Below are 18,893 nucleotides of genomic sequence, written 5' to 3'. Positions count from 1 at the left end.
TAGGTCATGTTGACAAATGGCGGAGCCAGAGGCGGATCGACGTGATGTCGATGAAGCCCAGGAAGCTTTCGGCGGTCTTGTCGTAGCGGGTGGCGACGCGACGGGCATTCTTGAGCTTGTTGAAGCACCGCTCAACGAGATTGCGCAGGCGGTAGAGCCTGCGGTCAACGGCGACCCGTAGCTTCCGGGTTTTGCGCATGGGGATGACCGGCACCACGTCGCGCACCTCCATGGTCTTGCGGATGTTGTCGGAGTCGTAGCCGCGGTCTGCGAGCAGAACGCTTGGCTCGGGCAGGTTGTCAGCCATGACCAGATCGAAGCCGAGGTAGTCCGATGTCTGCCCGGCCGTGATCTCGGTTCTCATGGGCAGGCCTGCCGCATTGACCCGCAGATGGATCTTGGTCGTGAAGCCACCTCGCGAGCGGCCGAAACCTTGGCGCGGAGTCCCCCTTTTGCGCCCGCTGCCTGATGATGAGCGCGAACCACGGTGCTGTCGATCATCTGCAGCGCATCCGGCACGATCCGGCTCTCGTTCAGCGCCTCCAGGATCTGTTCCCACAGCCCCGCCAACGTCCAGCGCCGGAACTGCCGATAGACAGACGACCATTTGCCGAACTCTTCCGGCAGGTCGCGCCAGGGCGACCCCGTTCGGGCGATCCAGAAAATCCCATCCAGAACAAGCCGATGGTTCGTGGGCTTGCGGCCGTTCGGAGAACGGACAGCCAGGATGAAGCGTTCAAAGAACGCCCACTCGTCGTTCGACATCAGGTTTCGTGCCACGCTGGTCTCCATTGCAGATACCAGCTTGAATCACGATCACCGCGCCCGGTGAATCCCTTTTGTCAACACGCCCTAGAACAGCGACAACATATCTCTGCTGTCACGAGGCCTGCGGCGTGAAACACCGCTGGCCTCGTGACAATGCTTACTAGGCCAGAGCGGCGCACGCCGTTGCTATTGCAGCGCATGCTTCTTCGATGATCTCCATCGATGTCGCGGTCGAAATCCGAAAATAGGGCTCCAGCCCATAGGCGCCGCCATGGACCGACGCAACACCCGCCGCTTCGAGAAGGTAGAGGCTAAAATCCAGGTCATTCTCGATCACCCTGCCATCGGGTGTCGTCTTACCGATCAAGCCCGCGCAGCTGGGATAGAGGTAGAAGGCACCATCCGGCAGCAGGCAGCTCAGGCCGGGAATGGCGTTGATCAACGCATGCGCTCGGTCGCGGCGCTGACGATAGACTGCCACCGCATCGGCCACTGCTTCCTGGTCACTGGTCAGCGCAAAGGCGGCCGCCGCTTGGCTGACCGAGGACGGACAGGACGACATCTGCGACTGCAACTTGTTGATGGCGTTGATCAGATCCAGCGGGCCTGCCGCATAGCCGATGCGCCAGCCGGTCATCGCGTAGGACTTCGAAACACCGTTGACGACCAAAGCCTGCGCCTTCAGTTCCGGCACTACGCCCAGGATGCTGCAGGCATCGAAGTCGGCAAACCAGATCCGATCATAGATTTCATCGCACATCACCAGGACGTGCGGGTATTTCAGCAGGACGGCACCAAGCGCGCGCAACTCGTCTGCCGTGTAGGCTGCACCCGTCGGATTGGACGGCGAATTCAGGATGACCCATTTGGTGCGGGGCGTAATCGCCGCCTCCAGCGCCTCGGGCGTCAGCTTGAAGCGCGTTTCCTCGCCGCAGCGGACGATGACGGGCGTGCCGCCGTTGGCAATGACCATGTCGGGATAGCTGACCCAGTAGGGCGTGGGAATGATCACCTCGTCGCCGTCCTCGACCGTGGCCATCAGGGCAACAAACAGCACCTGCTTGGCGCCGCCGCCGACGCAGATTTCGTTCAACTCGCAGTCGATGTTCAGCCGCGACTTAAAGTCGTGCTGGATGGCTTTGCGCAGTTCGACCGTGCCGTTGACGGGCGTGTATTTGGTCTCGCCCGCTTCCATCGCACGGATGGCGGCGTCCTTGATGAGTTGGGGCGTGTCGAAGTCGGGTTCGCCCACAGTGAGGTTCAGGATTTTGCGGCCTTGCGCCTGCAGATCGCGGACTTTCTGCGCGGCGGCGACGCTGGGCGAGATGCGGATGCTGGTGACGCGCGAGGCCAGTTTGATGTTGCTCATGGGGATGCTCCGTCGTTCGCGGTTCACTTGTTGCCGGTCAGGATGACGTCGTCGCCAACGCGCTTGGCGGTGCGCAAACCGCCCGGCACCTGCAGCGTGGGCAGCAGTTCGATCAGACCGATATTGACATATTGGGGTGCGCCCACCGCGAATTCGACGGCATCCGCAATGTCCGAGGTCTGCGGCATCTCGAAGCCTTCGTAGTACTTGCGCTTGGCCTCGGCGGGGTCGATCTTCTCGACCTTGGCGAAGATGTCTGTTTCCACGCGGCCCGGGCTGATCTCGGTTACGCGGACGCGCCGGCCAAAGGCATCGACGCGAAGCTGGCGCGAGACGGTATGCATCGCGGCCTTGGTCGCGTGATAGGCGATGTGGCCGCCGAATTCGTAATGACCCGCCATAGAGGTGATGTTGACGATGTGGCCGCGGTCACGCTCCATCATGCCGGGCAACAGCAGGCGGGACAGGTGCAGACCGGCGCGCAGGTTCACGTCGATCTGTTCGTCGATGTCGAAAGCGTCCGATTGCAGGATGCTGCCGGGACGCGACACGCCCGCGTTGTTCACCAGCACGTCGATGGGCAGATCCTTGAGCAGTTCGGTGATTGCGGCCGTATCTGTCACATCCACGGCATGGGGGATCACGCCGCAGGCGTCTTGCAATTCCTTCAGCTTGTCACCGTTACGGGCCAGTGCGTGGACGGTCAGGCCCTTGGCGGCAAGCCGTTCGGCAATGGCCCACCCCATGCCGCCCGATGCGCCGGTGACAAGGGCCGTCTCGTAATCTGCGAATGCCATGTCGGTTCTTTCTTTTCCTGAATTGTCTCAGCTGTGGCGGGTCAGGGGCGTGATGGTGCCGCCCGCCTTCGTGATGCCTGCCCGCAGGCGGCTGGCCAGATCGACCGCGCCCGCCGTATCGGAGTGGACAAGGATCGACTGCACCGGCATCGGAATGACCGGGCCGTCCACCGTGTCGATTTCCCCATCGCGGATGACCCGCAGGACGCGCGCCACGACCTGGTCCGGGTCATGAATGACCGCACCCGGCAGGCTGCGCGGCGCAAGCTGGCCATCCGCAGTATATCCGCGATCTGCCAGGAACAGGCGGATCGTCTGCCCGCTCATGGACAGCGCGGCCTTTTCCAGTTCGCTGCCGGGCAGAACCAGGAAGGCGATCTCAGGGTCGAAGGCGATGGTGGCGCGAGCCACGGCCTCGGCGATCGCCGGATCGGCGCTGGCGAGGTTGCCCAGAGCGCCATGCGGGTTCATGTGCGTGATGCGATGGCCCGCGCGCCCTGCCAGCCCGGCAAGGGCGCCAAGCTGATACAGGATATGGCATTCCAGTTCCGGCAGCGCGATGTCCATCTTGCGGCGGCCAAAGCCCATACGGTCGGGAAAGCTGACATGCGCGCCCAGATCGACGCCATGTTCCTTGGCCAGCCGGATGGTGCGATCCATGATGACCGGATCGCCCGCGTGATACCCGCAGGCGACATTGGCCGAGCTGACCTGGGACATCAGCGCATCGTCGTCCGCGATGCGGTAGGGTCCGAAGCCTTCGCCCATGTCGGAATTGATGTCGATGATCATGTCGCGTCCAGTTCTATGATGGTGTCGCCAAAGCCGAAAAAGCGATCCGCTTCGGGCAGGTCGGTGATCATGCGCCCCGCCTTGGGGGTGGTGACGATGGCACGCACAGGGCCGTTGCAGACATAGCCCATGACCTCGTGCGGCTGGACGGCATCACCCGACCGCAAGGGGGCCAGACCGTCATCCGTGCCTCGCGGTAGAAACCGTCCAATGTCCGGGCTGTGGACTGGGATACGAAGGGCCACCGGTGCGGCAACCGGGACCGTCGGCGCCGCTTGTTCCGCGATCACCAGCCGCAGCGACTGCCCATTTCGCTTGATCTTCAGCAGGCCGACACCATGGGCGCGCATTGCCGCGATCAGCCGGTCGGTATCCTTGTCGTCGAACATGTCAGGCCCAGCCTTTCTGACGGGTCAGCGTGGTTCCAAGCTGCGTGCGAAGATCGTCCAGCATCGCCTGCTGATCCCGCGCCGCCTCGGACGCCGTGGCCAGATCGACGCGGGCAAAGCGCAGGGCGTCGCCGGGCCGCGCCTGCGCGATGCGCCATAGGTCGGACTCGATCACCGCCACGATTTTGGGATAGCCGCCCATGGTTGCGCTGTCGGCAAGCTGAATGATGGGCTGTCCGCCGCCAGGCACCTGGACGATGCCCGGCCCGATCCCGTGCGAGCGCAGTTCCCCGGTGCCGGTGCGAGTCAGGCTAGCGCCCTCCAGGCGGTAGCCCTGCCGATTGCTTTGCTGGCTGACGACATAGTCCGAGTTCCAGAAGGCGTCCTGCGCCTCAGGGGCGAATTCATCATACTCGGTCGAGACCAGCGCCCGCAGCGTGATCTGCGCCGCGCCCTCGCTGCGCACCGCAGGCATTGTCAGGCTGATGCCGCTTGCGGGCAGGAAAGGCGTTTCGGCCGAGGCGCGCAGGACATCTCCCGCTGCCAGCACGCGGCCCTCATGGCCACCGAAGGCCTCTCGCAACTGGGTGCTGCGCGAGCCCAGGACCAACGGCACGTCGATCCCGCCGGGCAGCGCCAGATAGCTGCGCGCGCCCTCGGTCATCGGTCCCAGTTCCAGCAGGTCGCCCGCGTGCACATGGCCTGCCCAGGTGCGCGGCAAGGTCACACCGTTCAGGGCTGCCCCGCAGGCCGCACCAGCCAGGGCAAAGGCCCCGTCGGACGTGAAGCGGAACCGTGCCGGCCCAAGCGGGATTTCCAGCGTTGCGGCAGTGTCATCGTTGCCCAGAAGCATGTTCGCGATGAAATGCGACAGCGCATCCATGGCCCCCGAGCGGCCCAAGCCCTGCGCCCAGAAGCCGTCCCGGCCCAGATCCTGGACGGTGGCAGCCGGCGGGATGAAAAGAACCTCGATCATGCCTGCACCTTCACAGGGTTGAAGCGGATGCGGTCGCCCGGGGCTAGCAGGGCCGGGGGGTCGCGCGTCGGATCAAAGAAGCTGACATCGGTGCTGCCGATGGTGTTCCAGCCGCTTGGCCCCATGGAAGCCGAAACCCCCGTCTGAAGCCCCGCGACCGACAGCGACCCGCCCGGCAGGCGCGGCAGCGGAACCTTGCGCCGCGGTGTCTCCAGCCGCGGATCCAGCCCGCCCAGATAGCAGTAACCGGCATGGCTGCCGACGGCATAGACCGTGTATTCGGGCGCGGCATGCAGGCGCACGACCTCGTCCACAGGTAGGCTGGTCAGGTCCGCGACCTCGGCCAGATGCGGACCGTCATAGGTGATGTCGATGGGCAGCAGCCGTCCCTCGACCTCTTTCCGGATGCCGCTGTTCCACAGCGCCGTCAGGTCGCTTGTCAGGCGGTCCAGGTCGGTGGGTACATGGTTCAGCAGCAGCGTGACATTGGTCATGCCTGGCACGGCCTCGCGCACGTTGTCCCATTCGGCTACCTGGTCGGCGATGGCCCAGAAGCGTTGCTGATGTTCTAAATCGAAGGGGCAAGGCGCCTGGAACAGGACGGCCCGGCTGCCGATCAGAGAGAGTGCAGGCTCACGCATCCGTGGAACTCCTTGCCTTCAGCCAATGCTCCAGATGGTGGATGCTGACGCCGCCCTGCGCGAAACCGGGTTCGTCCAGCAACTGCCGGTGCAGCGGGATATTGGTCAGGACGCCCTCGATCACGGCTTCGTCCAGAGCGCTGCGCGCGCGGGCCAATGCCTCGTTGCGGGTGGCGCCATGAGCGATGATCTTGCCGATCATCGAGTCGTAATGGGCCGAGATCTCGGACCCCGGTGCGACATGCGTGTCCACCCGGACGCCCGGTCCGCCGGGCAGATGGACGCCGGTGATGCGGCCGGGGGAAGGGGCAAAGCTGTCGGGATCCTCGGCATTGATGCGGCATTCAATGGCGTGGCCATCGGTGCGGACCTGGTCCTGCGTGAGAGTCAGCGGGTTGCCGCGCGCCACGTCGATCTGCATCGCGACGATGTCGAGGCCCGTGACCAGTTCTGTGACCGGGTGTTCGACCTGGATACGTGTGTTCATCTCGATGAAGTAGAATTGCCCGTCTTCATAAAGGAACTCAAAGGTTCCGGCGCCAACATAGCCGATCTCGCGGCAGGATGCGGCGCAGCGTTCGCCGATCTCGGCGATCAGGGCGCGGTCGATGCCGGGGGCAGGGGCCTCCTCGATCAGCTTCTGGTGGCGGCGCTGCATCGAACAGTCCCGGTCGCCCAGCCACAGCGCATTGCCATGCGCGTCGGCGATGATCTGGATTTCAACATGGCGCGGCTTTTCCAGGAACTTCTCCATATAGATGTCGGGATTGCCGAAGAAGCGCTGCGCTTCCTGGCGCGTCACCATGAAGGCATCCGTCAGCTCGGACTCGGACCGCACGACGCGCATGCCGCGCCCGCCACCGCCGCCAGCGGCCTTGAGGATCACCGGATAGCCGATCTCGTCCGCGAACGCGCGGATTGCCTGTGGGTCATCGGGCAGGACGCTGTCAGGGCCCGGAACGCAAGGAACGCCCGTGGCGATCATCGCGCGCTTGGCCTCGACCTTGTCACCCATCATCCGCATCACATCCGACCGGGGTCCAACCAGCACGCGGCCTGCGGCTTCGACTGCCCCGGCGAACTCGGGACGCTCGGACAGGAAGCCATAGCCTGGATGGATCAGCCCGGCGCCCGACGCCTCCGCCGCAGCCATCAGCGCAGGGATGTTCAGATAGCTTTTCAGTGCAGGCGCGGGGCCAATGCAGATCGCCTGATCGGCCACCCGCAGATAGGCGGCGTTGCGGTCGGCTTCGGAATGGGCGCAGACGACGCGCAGGCCCAGACGGCGGCAGGCGCGGATAATGCGCAGCGCGATCTCGCCCCGGTTGGCCACAAGCAGGGTGTTCATGTCGATGGCGGCCATCAGCGGATCCTCATCAGCGGGGCGCCGGCCGCGACGGTGTCACCATCACCGACCAGGATCGCCTTGACCGTGCCGCTTCGGTCGGAAGGGATCTGGGTCATCATCTTCATCGCCTCGATGATGCAGATGGTCTGGCCTGCCTCGACGGTGTCGCCGACCTGCACGAAAGGCTTGCCGCCAGCCTCGGGCTTGAGGTGGCACAGCCCCGCCATCGGTGCAGCCATCAGCAATCCGTCGTCGGCCGAGACGGAGGGAGCAGGTTTCGAAACAACAGGCGGCGGCGATATATTGGCCGTATCGGTGACGGTCCTGCGAATGGTGAACTGGTAGCCGTCTTCGGAACAGGAGTACTCGGCAAGCTGCCGTGCGGCGGCCCATTCCATTCGCGCAATGATGGATTCAATCGTGATCGACATGCGGTCGTCTTGGCCCCGTTGCCATTTTTTTCTGCGTTCACCAGAAGCTAGCACCGACCTTGCGCAATGATGTCAGAGCGGTTTCGCATGACAGGCAGGCATCGCGAAACCCGATCACGTCAGACCCACACGCTCTTATGCCGGGGGAAAGCGCCTGGCCTATGGTGGCGCGATCATCCCTCTGCGGATCAAGACGCACCCAGACAAGGAATCCGACATGCCCCATATCATCACCAAGATCGAGCGCGCAGCACCCGCCGACGTGGAGGCGCTGTCCAAGTTCGGCAGCGCCACCATTCACGAGGCGCAGGGCCGCCTGGGGGCTATCAACTCGCGGATCAAGCCGATCCACCGCAACATGACAGTCTGCGGGCCGGCCTTTACCGTCTTCAGCGCTCCCCGCGACAACATCATGCTGCAACTGGCGATTCATTTCGCCCAGCCGGGTGACGTCATCATCATGTCGGCGGGCGAATACGAGGAAGCCGGCTGCTTTGGCGACGTGCTGGGCAACGCCTGCTTGGCGAAAGGCATCGCCGGCGTCATAACCGATACAGGCGTGCGCGACACCCAGGAACTGATCAAGCTGGGCCTGCCGGTCTTTTCGCTTTCGAAATGCATCAAGGGCACGGTCAAGGAGACGCTGGGCCAGATCAACGGCAACATCGTCATCGGCGGCGAGATCGTCCGGCCCGGCGATGTCATCAAGGGTGATGCCGACGGGCTTGTCGTCGTCCGGCGCGAGGACGCGGCCGAGGTCGCCCGCATGTCGCAGGCCCGCGAAGAGGCCGAGGCCGGCTATATCGAGGCCTACAAGTCGGGCCGCACGATCATCGACGTCTGCAATCTGGAAGCGGTGCTAAAGGCCAAGGGGCTGACCACCGATCTGTGATGCCTGCGCCCCGCGCCCCGATGCGGGCGCGGGCTAGCCCGATGACTCCCGGACGATCAGGTCCGCCGGGATTTCAATCCATGTTGGCTGATTACCCGCGTCATCCCGCAGGATGCGCGCGATGAGGCTCGCGGCCATCGTGCCGATCCGGCCGGCATGAACGTCCAGTGTGGTCAACCGCGGCACGCAGATCCGCCCGATCTCGTAATTGCCGAAGCCAGCGATAGTCAGTCGCCCCGGCACGTCGATGCCGCGGCGCTGGCATTCCGACAAAAGACCGAAGGCGACCAGATCGGACACGCCGATAACGGCCTGCACCCCCGGATAATCGGTCAGCAGACGATCCAAGGCCTCGGCCCCCTCGGCCATGCCCACCGGGGCCGGTCCTGCCGTGACAAGCTTGCCGTCATCCAGCCCGTGCCGCCGCATGGCAGCGGTGAAGCCCTGCCGGCGTTCACCGCCGCGTGGATCGCGGGCCGAGTCCCCACCCACGAAGGCAATGTCGCGGTGACCCAATCCGACAAGGTGATCAACCATCCGGCTCATGCTGTCCGGATTCGAAAAGCCGATGACGTGCTGGATCGGCTTGGCAGGCAGGCCCCACATCTCGATCACCGGGATGCGGGTCGCCTGCAACATCTGCCGCGTCTTTTGGGTATAGCCGCCGACCGTCAGCACAATTGCCTCGGGCTTGCGCCGCAGCAACTCGCCGATCAGGCGTTCCTCTTCATCGGGATCGTATTCGGTATTTGCCAGCAGGATCTGCAATCCATCGCGCGACAGGCCGCGTGACAGCTGGCGCACGGTTTCGGCGAAGTTCGCGTTGTTGATCGAGGGCACGGTGACCGCAACAAAACCTGACCGGTTCTGCCGCAGGCTAGCGGCGGTCGCGTCGAAGACATAGCCAAGTTCCTCGGCCTTGGTCAGGATCGCGGCGCGCGTGGCGACGTTGATGCCTGCGTCGCCACGAAACGCGCGCGACACCGTCATGGTGGAGACGCCCACGGCCTTGGCGACATCCGCCATCCTGACAGCCTTGCCCTGCCGCTCGTTCATCCGTCCCGCCGCCCGCCTTTTGTGGGCAATCTGCACGTCACGCCAGGGCAGGGCAACCTGTCAGGTCCTTGCCAAGTGCTCTTCAATGACCTTTGCAATTCGGGTCACCGGCTGGTCTATCGCTACGGTCAGCGCAACCTCATCTTCGCCCGGCAATTCAAGCGCGGCGAACTGGCTGCGCAGCAGGGATGCCGGCATGTAATGTCCCTGGCGCGCGCTCATCCGATCATGCAGCAGGGCTTGGTCGCCCGACAGATGAACAAACAGCAAATCCCCCATTCCCGACACCTGCCGCAGCCGGTCACGATAGCTGCGCTGCAGGGCCGAACAGCCAAGGATCAGCCCGTCCGAATGTTGCGCCAAGGCACGCCCGCAGCGTTCCAGCCAAGGCCAGCGATCCGCATCGGTCAGCGGGGTGCCTTGCCGCATCTTGGCGACATTGGCATGCGAATGCAGTGTGTCGCCGTCCAGATAGGGCAGCCCGGTCAGCTCTGAAAGAGCAGCCCCAACCGAGGATTTTCCGCAACCCGCCACCCCCATCAGGACAAGGTGCGCAACCTCAAAGCGAGACACTGACGGCTCCATCCACGAACAGCGTGTGCCCGTTGACAAAGCTGGAGGCATCCGAGGACAGGAAGATGCAGGCACCCACCAGTTCCTCGACCTTCCCCCAGCGTCCGGCAGGCGTGCGCTTTTCCAGCCAGGCCGAGAAGTCCGCATCCGCGACCAAGGCCGCGTTCAGGGGGGTGTCGAAATAGCCCGGCGCAATGGCATTGCATTGCAGCCCGTATTTCGCCCAATCGGTCGCCATCCCCTTGGTCAGGTTGCCGACCGCACCCTTGGTGGCGGTATAGGGCGCAATGCCAGGACGGGCCAGCGCGGTCTGGACCGAGGCGATGTTGATGATCTTGCCCCGTCCGCGCTTGATCATGTGGCGCGCGACGGCCTGCCCAGCGTGGAAGACCGACGCGATGTTGGTTTGCAGCAGGCGCTCGAAGGCGTCAGGCGGAAAGTCCTCGAGCGGAGTGCGGTGCTGCATCCCGGCGTTGTTGACCAGAATGTCGATCGGCCCAACCTCGGCCTCGAACGCATCGACGGCCGCGCGGACGGATGCGCCGTCGGTGACGTCGAAGGGCAGCGTGTGGATGTCGGCTTGGGGAACCTCCTCGCGCAGCGTTTTGCAGGCCTGCTCCAGCCGCGCCTCATCGCGTCCGTTCAAGACGAGTGCCGCGCCAGCCTCCGCCAGCCCGCGTGCGAGCGCAAAACCGATCCCCTGCGACGATCCGGTAATCAGCGCCCGGCGTCCCGACAGGCCGAACAGACCCTCTACATAGCTTTGCGGCCCCGTCATCGCATCCTCCTTTTGGGTATCGACATCAGCGTCCCGGTTGGTTTAGTTATCGATAACTATTCGAGTCAAGTCTCTTCGTTGTCACGGAGGGACAGCCGCTTTGGTGCGGATGGAGGATAAGATGAACAAACCGGTGATCCTGCAGATGGGCGCCTATCCCGAATGGGATGAGGTGCCGTTGAACGAACAGTATGACGTGCGGCGTTATTTCGAGGCAGGCGACAAGGCCGCCTTTCTGGCCAATTGTGGACCGTTGGTGCGCGGCATCGCCACGCGCGGCGAACTGGGCGCAAGCCGCCAGATCATCGAGGCCTGCCCAAATCTGGAAGTGATCTCGGTTTATGGCGTGGGTTTCGATGCCGTCGATCTGGCAGCCTGCCGCGAGCGTGGCATCCGCGTCACCAACACCCCGGACGTGCTGACTGGTGACGTGGCCGACTTGGGCGTCGCCATGGCGCTGGCCGTGGCGCGCGGTATCGTTGGAGCCGAGGCTTGGGTGCGTGACGGCAGCTGGACTGAGAAGGGCAACTATCCGCTGCAGCGTCGCATTTGGGGCAAGAAGGCCGGCATCCTGGGTCTGGGCCGCATCGGGTATGAGATCGCGCAGCGTCTGCGGGGCTTCGGCATGGACATCGCCTATTCCGACGTCGCTGCCAAGGATTACGCCGCCGACCTGACCTTCATCGCCGATCCCGTCGAGCTTGCCCGCCATTCCGAGTTCCTGTTCGTGGCCCTGGCCGCGTCGGAAGCGACACGCCACATCGTCAGCGATGCGGTGATCGAGGCGCTTGGCCCCGAGGGCGTGCTGATCAACGTCTCGCGCGCTTCGAACATTGACGAGGAAGCGCTGATCTCGGCCCTGAAGGACGGCCGGTTGGGCGCCGCCGCACTGGATGTCTTTGTCGGTGAGCCTGCCATCGACCCGCGCTTCCGCGCGCTCCCGAACGTGCTGCTGCAGCCGCATCAGGCATCCGGCACCATCGAGACCCGCAAGGCCATGGGCGAACTGGTGCGGGGCAACCTTGCCGCCCATTTCGCCGGGCAACCGCTCCTCACCCCCGTCAACTGAGGCAGACATGAAAGCCATTGTCATCCACGCCGCCAAGGATCTGCGCGTTGAAGAGCGCGAACCCGAGGCGCTTGGCCCCGGCCAGGTCCGCATCCGCACCGCTGCTGGAGGTGTCTGCGGATCCGACCTGCATTATTATCACCACGGCGGCTTCGGAACCGTCCGCCTGCGCGAGCCGATGATCCTTGGCCATGAGGTATCGGGTCACGTCGTCGAGGTCGCGCTCGATGTCGAGGGCCTTGCGCTTGGCGATCTGGTTGCGGTGTCACCCTCACGGCCCTGCGGCGGCTGCGAATACTGCATGAAAGGCCTGCCAAACCATTGCCTGAACATGCGCTTCTATGGCTCGGCCATGCCGTTCCCGCATATCCAGGGGGCTTTCCGGCAGGATTTGGTTGCCAATGCCTCGCAATGCGCCTTGGCTAATGGCTTGACCCCTGGCGAAGCCGCAATGGCAGAGCCGCTGGCAGTCACATTGCATGCCGCGCGGCGTGCGGGCGAGCTACTGGGCAAACGGGTTCTGGTCACGGGCTGCGGACCGATCGGCCTGCTGTCGATCCTGTCGGCACGGCTGGCCGGGGCGGGCGAGATTGTGGCCACGGATCTGTCGGACTTCACTCTGGACATGGCGCGCAAGTGCGGCGCAGACGTGACGGTCAATACAGGCGCTACCCCAGACGGGCTGTCGTCCTATGCTGCAGGGAAGGGCAGCTTCGACGTGCTGTTCGAATGCACCGGTGTCGCCGCGGCAGTTGCACCTGCCCTTTCCGCCATGAAGCCCCGGGGCGTCGTCGTGCAGCTTGGCCTCGGCGCAGACATGCCCCTGCCAATGATGGTCGTGACGACCAAGGAACTGGACCTGCGCGGATCCTTCCGCTTCCACGAGGAGTTCGCGACGGGCGTGGCGGCAATGCAGGCGGGCCGGATCGACGTCAAGCCGCTGATCACCCATTCGGTCGGGCTGGATGATGCCGAGGAAGCATTCCGGCTGGCATCCGACCGTTCGGCGGCAATCAAGGCGCAGATTCATTTCGCTTGACGCTTGCGGACCCGTCCGGCCCGCTGCCCCTGCACGACCGGGACCACGCCTTACTGCGTGATCTCGGTCGCCAGCCGTGCAAGATGATCGCGCACGACCGCCGCCGCCTCGGACAAAGGCAGTTGCGCGGAAAAGCAGATCGCCATGTTGATCTTCATGTTCGGGCGCCGGATGCGGCAACGCACCGCCTGCGGCACCCGCCGCTGCACGGCCTTTGTCGCCGAGGCGGGAAGAATCGAACAACCGATCCCCTCCTGGAGGGCATTGGCCAGGATGGAAATCGACTCGGTTTGCCCCGCGACCTGGAACTGCACTCCTGCCCGCGCCGCCGTCGTGTCGATGACCTGCCGCACCGTATGGATGGGACTGGGCAGCACCAGCGGGTGCGACAAGGCCTCGGCAAAGGAGATCTCGCCTTCCTCCGCCTGGTCCAGCCCGACGCCGACGAAATAAAGTTCTTCGGTGCAGATCGGCTCGAAGGTCAGGCTGGGCATCTTTCCTGGATCGAAGATCAGCGCCACGTCCGTCTTGCCGGTCATGATCTGTTCGCTGATCGGTCCGCCGCCTACCGCCTCGTTGATGTAAAGCGAAATGCCCGGATGCCGGTCGCGCACTGTCTTCATCAGCTGCGTCGCGACCAGTGACCCCAGGCCCAGCGGGGCCAGCACGATGCTGACCGAACCCGTGATTTCCTCGGACGATGTCGAGATGTCGGCCTCGGCCTGGTTCATCTGGCGGAGGATCATCTGGCAATGCCGATACAGGACCTTGCCGGCCTCGGTCGGCACCACGCCGCGTTTGGATCGCAGCAGCAGCGGCTTGCCAAAATGCGTCTCCAGCGCGGCAATCTGCTGGCTCAGCGCAGGCTGTGCGATATGCAGGATCGCGGAGGCTCGCGTGATGCTGCCGATATCGATGATCTTGACGAAGGCATGAAGCCGCCGAATGTCCATGGTCTTGTTCCCGGGTGCGACAGTCAGGTCACCTTATCCGGTCCTCGCACCAGGCACATCAAGGCATAAGCAATCGCGATCATGTCAGATCGAAGTGTTCTTTTGCGGCGGCGGTCTCAGTTGCTAGGGTGAAACCGTAAACGTCACAAAACTGCAAGATGGCCGCCCCGCACTTGCTTGTGTCCGGCTGTGTCTGAAGCAGTGACTTATCGAAAGGGAGCGTATCATGTTTTTGAAATCCATCGCCTTCGGGGCTGCCGCCGCAATTGCCCTGGCAGGTGCCGCCGCCGCGCAAACCCGTCTCAGCCTGTCGGAAGTTCTGCCGGACGGCAACTTCATGGCCGAAAACGCCAAGACCTTCGCCAAGGCGGTCGAGGAAGCCACCGACGGCGAGGTGGTCATCAACGTGGCCACGTCAGGATCGCTTGGCTTTAAGGGGCCGGACCAGCTGACCGCCGTGCGCGACGGACTGACCGACATGGCCGACATCAACATCAGCCAGCAGGTCGGCACCAACCAGATGTTCGGCGCCGAAGGCGTGCCGTTCCTGGTCGAGTCAATGGAGGAGCTGAAGGACTATCACAAGTTCCTGCGCCCCGAGTTCGAGAAGCTGGCCGAGCAGTATAACCAGAAGATCCTCTATATGGTGCCCTCGCCGGCTCAATACATCTATCTCAAGGTGAAGGGCGAGACGCTGGAGGATTTCCGCGGCATCTCCGTGCGCGGTGCCGACAAGAACACCGTCGACATTGTTAGCAGCCTTGGGATGGAAGGCATCGCCATGCCCTGGGGCGAATTGCTGCCGGCTCTGGCCTCGGGCCGCGTCGCAGGAGTCGCGACCTCGGCCACGTCCGGGGTTGATGGCAAGTTCTGGGAGTTCCTTGAGTATATTTACCCGACGAACCACACTTGGGGATCAAACGTGGTCACGATCAATCTGGAAAGCTGGAACAAGCTTTCTCCTGAGGATCAGGCCGCCATCGAAAAGGTTGCCGCCGAGCTTGAGCCGAAATTCTGGGAAAGCTCGCGCGACAGCGACAAGGCAAGTATCAAAACCATGACCGAGAACGGCATGGAACTGGTCGAGCTTTCCGACGAGCTGCGTGCCCAGATGGCCGAAAAGGCCAAGGATGTGCAGGCCGAGTTCTTTGATCGCGTTCCCCAGGCAAAGCCGATCGCTGACGCCTATCTGGCCGAAAAAGGCGCGAACTGATGGCTGACGGCCGAAACGAAGCCTTGGACGCGCCAGCAGAGCGTGGCCCGATTGCTGCCCTGCAAAGGGCAGCAGACTTCCTCTCCCTGATCGCCGCCTGGCTTGCTGGGTTCTGCATCATTGCTCTGACTTTTCTGGTGCTGATCGACACCATCATGGCCTTCGTCAGCCGGTATGTCCCGTCCGTTCCGACGGGCACCGGGGTTGGCTGGGAATACAGCGCCTATCTGATGGGTGCGGCCTTCCTGCTCGGCGCAGGCATGACGCTGCGCGCCGGCCTGCAACTGCGGGTCGAGCTGCTGCTGTCGATGGGCAAGGGCCGCTATGCCCGCATGTTCGAGATCATGGCAGCCCTTCTGGGAAGCCTCGTCATGGTGCCGCTTGCCTGGTGGCTGGGGCAATTTGCCCTGCGCACCTGGAGCTTTGGGGAAGTGTCGCAGGACAGCCTGACGCCGTTGTGGATCCCGCAAGCGGTCTTGGCAGTCGGGGCGGCCATCCTGGCCATCCAGATGCTTGCCCGGCTTCTGACCGCGATCAGCGGCCATGCCGTCGACAAACCCAGCCTCGGGGCCGCAAGCGCCATCGAATAGCTGACACCCGGCCTGTGCCAAGAACAACATAAAACGGGGAGAAATCATGGGCACCATCGTCGCGAGCCTGTTCGGGCTTCTGTTTGGCACCCTTGCCGTCGGAGCCTGGATCGGCATTGCCCTGCTAGCCACCGCCATTGGGCTTGCCGCCCTTTTCACGGGACTGCCCATCGACCGGCTGTTTCCGCAATACATGTTCAACATCCTGACAACGCCGGATTTGGTGGCGCTTCCGCTGTTCATCCTGATGGGCGAATTTCTGTTTCGCACCCGGCTGTCGGAAACCATGTTCAGCGGACTTGCGCCATGGACGGGCCTGCTGCCAGGCCGGCTTCTGCATGTGAACGTCGTCGGCTGCTCGATCTTCGCGGCGATCTCGGGTTCCTCCGCTGCTACGACGCAGGTTGTCGGGCGCATGACGCTGAAGGAACTCCTTGCGCGCGGCTATTCGCCCGAGCTGGCTATCGGCAGCCTTGCCGGGGCAGGAACGCTTGGCTTCCTCATCCCACCGTCGACCGTCATGATCATGTACGGCGTTCTGGCCAATGAATCCATCCTGAGGCTGTTCACTGCGGGCTTCGTGCCGGGCATCCTTCTGGCGATGGTGTTTTCCGCCTACATTATGATCCGTTCCACTGCCCGGCCAGATCTGGTGCCGGACAGCGAACAAGCGCTGCGCAACATGCCCTTCCGGGCACGTGTGGCCGCGCTGCGGGATCTGGCGCCGGTGATGTTCCTGATCCTGTGCGTGCTGGGATCCATGTACGGTGGGCTTGCTACGCCGTCCGAAGCGGCCGCTTTGGGTGTGGTCGGTGCCTTTCTCGTGTCACTGTTCCAAGGGGCCCTGTCGCTTCGAGCGCTGCGCGACATCATGCTGGGCGCGGTGCAGACCTGCTCAGTCATGGGGATCATCATTCTCGGCGCCTCGGTCCTAGGCAATATCACCTCCGTCCTAGGGATTCCGACCGCCGTCGCCGATGTCGTCACGGCCTGGGATCTGTCACCCATGCTGCTGATCATTGCGCTTATCGTGCTTTACTTGGTGCTGGGAACGGCGCTGGAAGGGTTCTCGATGATCGCGACCACGCTTCCCGTGGTCCTGCCGCTGGTTGAAGCGGCCGGCTTTGACAAAGTGTGGTTCGGCATCTTCATGGTGCTGGTTGTCGAGATGGCGCAGATCACGCCACCAGTGGCGTTCAACTTTGCTGTGATCCAGAACATCACGGCACGCAGCACGGCCTATATCGCCAAGGTGACCTTCCCGTTCCTGGTGATTATGATCATGTTCGCGATCCTTCTGGCGGTCTTCCCACAGATCGTGACCTTCCTGCCTGACCTGATTCTTGGCTGATTTCGGTTTTCACGACCTTCTTTGATTAACGCGAAGAGCCGAGCCTTGCTCGGCTCTTTCGATTTCTACTCGGCGGTCAGCTCCACTTAACGTGAATGTGTCAGGCATTTCTAAGCTAATGCAGGAGGGTCAGATTCCACGCTCGCTCCACCCGTCCGCTGAGCTGCTGTCGGTGAGATACGCAAGAAAGCTCTGACGCTCAAACGAGCTTACGCTCCATAACACCCTGAACCGCCCCGGGTTTACCGGAGAGTAAAACACTCAAAGGATGAGCCCTATGTCAAAGCCGAGATTCACCCCCGCCTATCCATCCGAGCTGCGCGAACGCGGTGTTCGGCTTTTCCGCGAGAACCGGGCCGATTACGCCAGCGACAGTGCGGCCTACAAGGCGATCGCGCCGAAGCTGGGCTGCTCTCCGGACAGTCTTCGCGTGTGGTGCCAGCAGGCCGAGCGTGACCGCGGAGAGCGCGGCGGGCTGACGAGTGCGGAGAAGGATCGGATCAAGGAACTGGAACGCGAGGTGCGGGAGCTTCGCACCGCCAATGAGATCCTGAAGAAGGCCAGCGCATATTTCGCAGCGGCGGAGCTCGACCGCCCGTTCCGCAAATGATCGCATTTCTCGACGATCACCGTGGCGTCTTTGGTGTCGGGCCGATCTGCCGGGTTCTGGGGATCGCACCATCGACGTTCTACAGCTTCAAGGCTGTGGAGCGTGATCCCGCCCTGGCATCGGATCGGGCCAGGCAGGACCGGAAGGACATGACCGCCATCAAGCAGATATTCGACGGCAGCAGAGGCCGATATGGCGCGCGTAAGGTTTGGCACCAGTTGCGACGCGAAGGGCGCGACATCGCCCGCTGCACGGTGGAGCGGCTGATGAAGGCGATGGGATTGCAAGGCGTTGTGCGCGGCAAGAAGGTCGTCACGACCAACCCCGATGCAGCCCAACCTTGCCCGGACGACAAGGTGAACCGAGTCTTCGTCGCCGATATGCCGAACCAGCTGTGGGTCAGCGATTTCACCTATGTCTCCAGCTGGCAGGGCATGGTGTATGTCGCCTTTGTCATCGACGTCTTCGCCCGAAAGATCGTCGGTTGGCGCGTCTCGACATCGATGGCGACCGGCTTCGTCCTCGATGCCCTGAACCAGGCCATCTGCCAGCGTGCGCCGGGCGAGGCCGATAAGCTGATCCATCACAGTGATCGGGGCAGCCAGTATCTGTCGATCCGATACACCGAGAGACTGGCTGAGGCAGGCATCGACACCTCGGTCGGCAGCGTCGGGGACTCCTATGACAATGCCCTTGCGGAAAGCATCATTGGTCTGTTCAAGACCGAGGTCATCAAGTTCCTCGGACCCTGGAAGTCTGTCGGGCAAGTCGAATGGGAAACCCTGAAATGGGTCGACTGGTATAACAACACCCGCCTGCACAGCGCCATCGGTTACGTCACGCCGAACGAAGCTGAGGAGGCTTTCCACGAAACCTTGAATGCTGCCGAAAAAGCAGCCTAATCAGTGAACCACAAACTCTCCGGTAAACCCGGGGCGGTTCAACAAGCTTCTCGCCTCCCTGGGCTATGGCTCGCGCAAGGACGTGGCGCGACTGGCCAGGGCTGACGGCATCACTCTGGACGGCGCCGACCTGTTGGACGTCACCAGACGCATTCCCGTCACGCCGGACCCGCCGTCCCGCATGCAAATCGACGGCGCGGCACTCGATCCCCTCCCAGGCATGGTCATCCTTTTGAACAAGCCTTTGGGAAGTAACCGCCCGATTCCCGCCCCAGTCTGACCGTAGTATGCTCAGTCCATGGAGATTGATCGGGACAAGATCGACGAGGCCGTTCTGGCGCTTATGTGGTTGACGC

Annotated in this window: 20 protein-coding genes, 1 pseudogene and 1 other annotated feature; of the genes and pseudogenes, 8 read left to right on the top strand and 13 right to left on the bottom strand. The window is 63.2% G+C overall.

Annotated elements, in window-relative coordinates; all coding sequences use genetic code 11:
- Positions 1-4: 4 nt before the first annotated feature.
- The 9 genes and pseudogenes from ACTJI6_RS21445 to ACTJI6_RS21405 form a co-directional block, all read right to left on the bottom strand.
- Positions 5-765, bottom strand: a pseudogene (locus tag ACTJI6_RS21445) (IS5 family transposase).
- Positions 766-928: 163 nt separating this feature from the next.
- Positions 929-2,137: an aspartate transaminase gene (locus ACTJI6_RS21440; protein ID WP_440803540.1), complete on the bottom strand. Its 1,209-nt coding sequence runs from the start codon at positions 2,135-2,137 to the stop codon at positions 929-931.
- A gap of 23 nt (positions 2,138-2,160) precedes the next feature.
- Positions 2,161-2,934 (bottom strand): SDR family oxidoreductase, encoded by a 774-nt coding sequence (locus tag ACTJI6_RS21435; RefSeq protein ID WP_440803538.1) that lies wholly within the window; start codon positions 2,932-2,934, stop codon positions 2,161-2,163.
- Between the two features lie 27 nt (positions 2,935-2,961).
- Complete coding sequence (locus tag ACTJI6_RS21430) at positions 2,962-3,726, bottom strand: LamB/YcsF family protein (protein ID WP_440803536.1); 765 nt, start codon at positions 3,724-3,726, stop codon at positions 2,962-2,964.
- Complete coding sequence (locus ACTJI6_RS21425; protein WP_440803534.1) at positions 3,723-4,115, bottom strand: hypothetical protein; 393 nt, start codon at positions 4,113-4,115, stop codon at positions 3,723-3,725. Before ACTJI6_RS21425 ends, ACTJI6_RS21430 begins: the two co-directional genes overlap by 4 nt.
- 1 nt (position 4,116) lies before the next feature.
- Positions 4,117-5,091: a biotin-dependent carboxyltransferase family protein gene (locus ACTJI6_RS21420; protein ID WP_440803532.1), complete on the bottom strand. Its 975-nt coding sequence runs from the start codon at positions 5,089-5,091 to the stop codon at positions 4,117-4,119.
- Positions 5,088-5,732 (bottom strand): 5-oxoprolinase subunit PxpB, encoded by a 645-nt coding sequence (gene pxpB / locus ACTJI6_RS21415; RefSeq protein ID WP_440803530.1) that lies wholly within the window; start codon positions 5,730-5,732, stop codon positions 5,088-5,090. Before pxpB ends, ACTJI6_RS21420 begins: the two co-directional genes overlap by 4 nt.
- Positions 5,725-7,095, bottom strand: coding sequence for an acetyl-CoA carboxylase biotin carboxylase subunit (gene accC / locus ACTJI6_RS21410; protein WP_440803528.1), 1,371 nt, complete (start codon positions 7,093-7,095; stop codon positions 5,725-5,727). Before accC ends, pxpB begins: the two co-directional genes overlap by 8 nt.
- Positions 7,095-7,511, bottom strand: a complete 417-nt coding sequence (locus ACTJI6_RS21405) for an acetyl-CoA carboxylase biotin carboxyl carrier protein (protein WP_440803526.1) — start codon at positions 7,509-7,511, stop codon at positions 7,095-7,097. The genes accC and ACTJI6_RS21405 overlap by 1 nt, the downstream gene beginning before the upstream one ends.
- Positions 7,512-7,728: 217 nt before the next feature.
- On the opposite strand from ACTJI6_RS21405, the gene ACTJI6_RS21400 reads away from it, so the two are divergent.
- Positions 7,729-8,403, top strand: a complete 675-nt coding sequence (locus ACTJI6_RS21400) for a 4-carboxy-4-hydroxy-2-oxoadipate aldolase/oxaloacetate decarboxylase (RefSeq protein ID WP_440803523.1) — start codon at positions 7,729-7,731, stop codon at positions 8,401-8,403.
- A gap of 33 nt (positions 8,404-8,436) precedes the next feature.
- Here ACTJI6_RS21400 and ACTJI6_RS21395 read toward each other — a convergent pair whose 3' ends face one another.
- From ACTJI6_RS21395 to ACTJI6_RS21385, 3 genes are read right to left on the bottom strand one after another with little or no spacing between them, the layout of a single operon-like run.
- A complete protein-coding gene (locus ACTJI6_RS21395; RefSeq protein WP_440803521.1) occupies positions 8,437-9,459 on the bottom strand; it encodes a LacI family DNA-binding transcriptional regulator in 1,023 nt (340 codons plus the stop codon).
- A gap of 60 nt (positions 9,460-9,519) precedes the next feature.
- Positions 9,520-10,032: a gluconokinase gene (locus tag ACTJI6_RS21390; RefSeq protein WP_440803519.1), complete on the bottom strand. Its 513-nt coding sequence runs from the start codon at positions 10,030-10,032 to the stop codon at positions 9,520-9,522.
- Entirely contained in the window at positions 10,019-10,810 is a 792-nt protein-coding gene (locus ACTJI6_RS21385) for an SDR family oxidoreductase (protein ID WP_440803516.1), read from the bottom strand. The genes ACTJI6_RS21390 and ACTJI6_RS21385 overlap by 14 nt, the downstream gene beginning before the upstream one ends.
- 121 nt (positions 10,811-10,931) lie before the next feature.
- Here ACTJI6_RS21385 and ACTJI6_RS21380 point away from each other — a divergent pair, with 121 nt between their 5' ends.
- Complete coding sequence (locus ACTJI6_RS21380; RefSeq protein WP_440803513.1) at positions 10,932-11,879, top strand: 2-hydroxyacid dehydrogenase; 948 nt, start codon at positions 10,932-10,934, stop codon at positions 11,877-11,879.
- Between the two features lie 7 nt (positions 11,880-11,886).
- A complete protein-coding gene (locus ACTJI6_RS21375) occupies positions 11,887-12,918 on the top strand; it encodes an L-idonate 5-dehydrogenase (RefSeq protein ID WP_440803511.1) in 1,032 nt (343 codons plus the stop codon).
- A 50-nt stretch (positions 12,919-12,968) separates the two neighbouring features.
- Here ACTJI6_RS21375 and ACTJI6_RS21370 read toward each other — a convergent pair whose 3' ends face one another.
- Positions 12,969-13,871 carry a LysR substrate-binding domain-containing protein gene (locus ACTJI6_RS21370; RefSeq protein ID WP_440803509.1) on the bottom strand — a complete coding sequence of 301 codons (903 nt, stop codon included), beginning with the start codon at positions 13,869-13,871 and terminating at the stop codon, positions 12,969-12,971.
- Positions 13,872-14,097: 226 nt separating this feature from the next.
- On the opposite strand from ACTJI6_RS21370, the gene ACTJI6_RS21365 reads away from it, so the two are divergent.
- From ACTJI6_RS21365 to ACTJI6_RS21345, 5 genes are all read left to right on the top strand, one after another.
- Positions 14,098-15,084: a TRAP transporter substrate-binding protein gene (locus tag ACTJI6_RS21365; protein WP_440803507.1), complete on the top strand. Its 987-nt coding sequence runs from the start codon at positions 14,098-14,100 to the stop codon at positions 15,082-15,084.
- The gene (locus ACTJI6_RS21360) at positions 15,084-15,674 is read left to right on the top strand and encodes a TRAP transporter small permease subunit (RefSeq protein WP_440803505.1); all 591 of its coding nucleotides are present in this window, start codon (positions 15,084-15,086) and stop codon (positions 15,672-15,674) included. Before ACTJI6_RS21365 ends, ACTJI6_RS21360 begins: the two co-directional genes overlap by 1 nt.
- 46 nt (positions 15,675-15,720) lie before the next feature.
- Positions 15,721-17,025, top strand: coding sequence for a TRAP transporter large permease (locus tag ACTJI6_RS21355; RefSeq protein ID WP_440803503.1), 1,305 nt, complete (start codon positions 15,721-15,723; stop codon positions 17,023-17,025).
- Positions 17,026-17,302: 277 nt separating this feature from the next.
- Positions 17,303-18,537 (top strand): IS3 family transposase gene (locus tag ACTJI6_RS21350; protein WP_440803501.1). Its coding sequence is split into 2 segments (ribosomal slippage): positions 17,303-17,600 and positions 17,600-18,537, totalling 1,236 coding nucleotides; the frame shifts between segments, so codons are not numbered across the junction.
- Positions 17,590-17,706 (top strand) — a sequence feature (AL1L pseudoknot). Its footprint overlaps the gene before it by 117 nt.
- An 82-nt stretch (positions 18,538-18,619) precedes the next feature.
- On the top strand, positions 18,620-18,817 hold the full coding sequence (locus ACTJI6_RS21345; RefSeq protein WP_440803499.1) for a hypothetical protein: 198 nt from the start codon (positions 18,620-18,622) through the stop codon (positions 18,815-18,817).
- Positions 18,818-18,893 lie beyond the last annotated feature (76 nt).

The sequence above is a fragment of the Paracoccus sp. 22332 genome, from assembly GCF_052045125.1.
GTDB classification, from domain to species: Bacteria; Pseudomonadota; Alphaproteobacteria; order Rhodobacterales; family Rhodobacteraceae; genus Paracoccus; species Paracoccus haematequi_A.
Note: the sequence above shows the minus strand (reverse complement) of the source record. Positions and strands in the feature narration are given on the sequence as shown.